This window comes from Stutzerimonas stutzeri, assembly GCF_000935215.1.
GTDB lineage: Bacteria > Pseudomonadota > Gammaproteobacteria > Pseudomonadales > Pseudomonadaceae > Stutzerimonas.
This window is the reverse complement of sequence record NZ_JXXD01000355.1, coordinates 1-1228: the sequence shown is the minus strand read 5'-3', so window position 1 is coordinate 1228 and position 1228 is coordinate 1. Positions and strand designations below refer to the sequence as shown.

General features: G+C 61.2%; 2 protein-coding genes. One reads left to right on the top strand and one right to left on the bottom strand.

The genetic code is table 11. The annotated features are described in order from the left end of the window. Window positions 1-57: 57 nt before the first annotated feature. On the top strand, window positions 58-681 hold the full coding sequence (locus LO50_RS23335; protein ID WP_014819410.1) for a TetR/AcrR family transcriptional regulator: 624 nt from the start codon (window positions 58-60) through the stop codon (window positions 679-681). A 65-nt stretch (window positions 682-746) separates the two neighbouring features. Here the strand turns inward: LO50_RS23335 and LO50_RS23330 are convergent, their stop codons facing one another. After that, window positions 747-1199, bottom strand: coding sequence for a PA2169 family four-helix-bundle protein (locus tag LO50_RS23330; protein ID WP_014819409.1), 453 nt, complete (start codon window positions 1197-1199; stop codon window positions 747-749). Between the last annotated feature and the right edge of the window lie 29 nt (window positions 1200-1228).

Below are 1228 nucleotides of genomic sequence, written 5' to 3'. Positions count from 1 at the left end.
CAGGGTGCTAGCATGCGGGCGCTTGTTCGTATCGCCGGCAGCCAGCGAAAGGCCCCCATGTCCAGTATCCGTGAGCGCAACAAAGAGCTGATCCTCAAAGCCGCCAGCGAAGAATTCGCCGAAAAGGGCTTCGCCGCGACCAAGACCAGTGACATCGCCGCCCGCGCCGGGTTGCCCAAGCCCAACGTCTACTACTACTTCAAGTCCAAGGAAAATCTCTACCGCGAGGTGCTGGAGAGCATCGTCGAACCCTTGCTCGAAGCCTCGGCACCGTTCAACCAGCCAGGCCACCCGGCCGAGGTCCTGCGCGCCTATATCCGCACCAAGATCAGGATTTCCCGCGACCACGCCTGCGCCTCGAAGGTGTTCGCCAACGAGATCATGCACGGCGCTCCGCACCTGTCACCGGAACGCACTGCACAACTCAACGCCCAGGCGGCACACAACATCGCCTGCATCCAGCGCTGGATCGACGACGGCCTGATGGCGAAGGTCGATGCCAATCACCTGCTGTTCAGCATCTGGGCGGCGACCCAGACCTACGCCGATTTCGACTGGCAGATCAGCACCGTCACCGGCAAGAACCGCCTCGACGACGCCGACTACGATGCGGCGGCCGACACCATCATTCGCCTGGTACTCAAGGGTTGCGAAATCGCCGAACCGGCTCAGGTCGACTGACCGGCGGAAACGAAAAACGCCAGCATGCGCTGGCGTTCTTCAAACCCTGACCGGCTGGCGAAGCATCAGCTCCGGGCGCGAGCCGCGTCGCGTAAAGCCTTCACCTGATCATGGTTGCGTTGTACGCCCTGGTACTGACGTTCGACCACGATCCGCACTTCGGCTGGCAGGTCTTTTTCCAGCGCCTTGCGGTAGCTCTTAACCGCGACATCCTCACCACGCTCACACTCGTTGAGAATGGCCTCGTCGTCCTTGCCGGTGATCATCGACTTGAGGTCGACCCAGCGACGGTGCATGTCGGCAGCCACACTGGTGCTGGTCTCCGGATCGCCGCCCATGGAGCGCACCAGTTGCTGCAGCTCGGCGGCGGCAGTAGCGCAGTCGCGCGAACGCTGATTCATGGTGCTCTTGAGCTGCGGATCGCGCAGGTCTTCGGCGCATTCGAGGAAGCCCTTTTCGCCATCCTTGCTGGTTTCAATCAGGTCGTTGAGCACTGAAATCGTGTCTTTCGTATCCATCTTGTACCTCCTGACAAGTCGACTCGGAA

Excerpts from the sequence above, each read along its gene's own strand:
- LO50_RS23335 (WP_014819410.1), top strand. The coding sequence starts at position 58 with ATGTCCAGTATCCGTGAGCGCAACAAAGAGCTGATCCTCAAAGCCGCC.
- LO50_RS23330 (WP_014819409.1), bottom strand. The coding sequence starts at position 1,199 with ATGGATACGAAAGACACGATTTCAGTGCTCAACGACCTGATTGAAACC.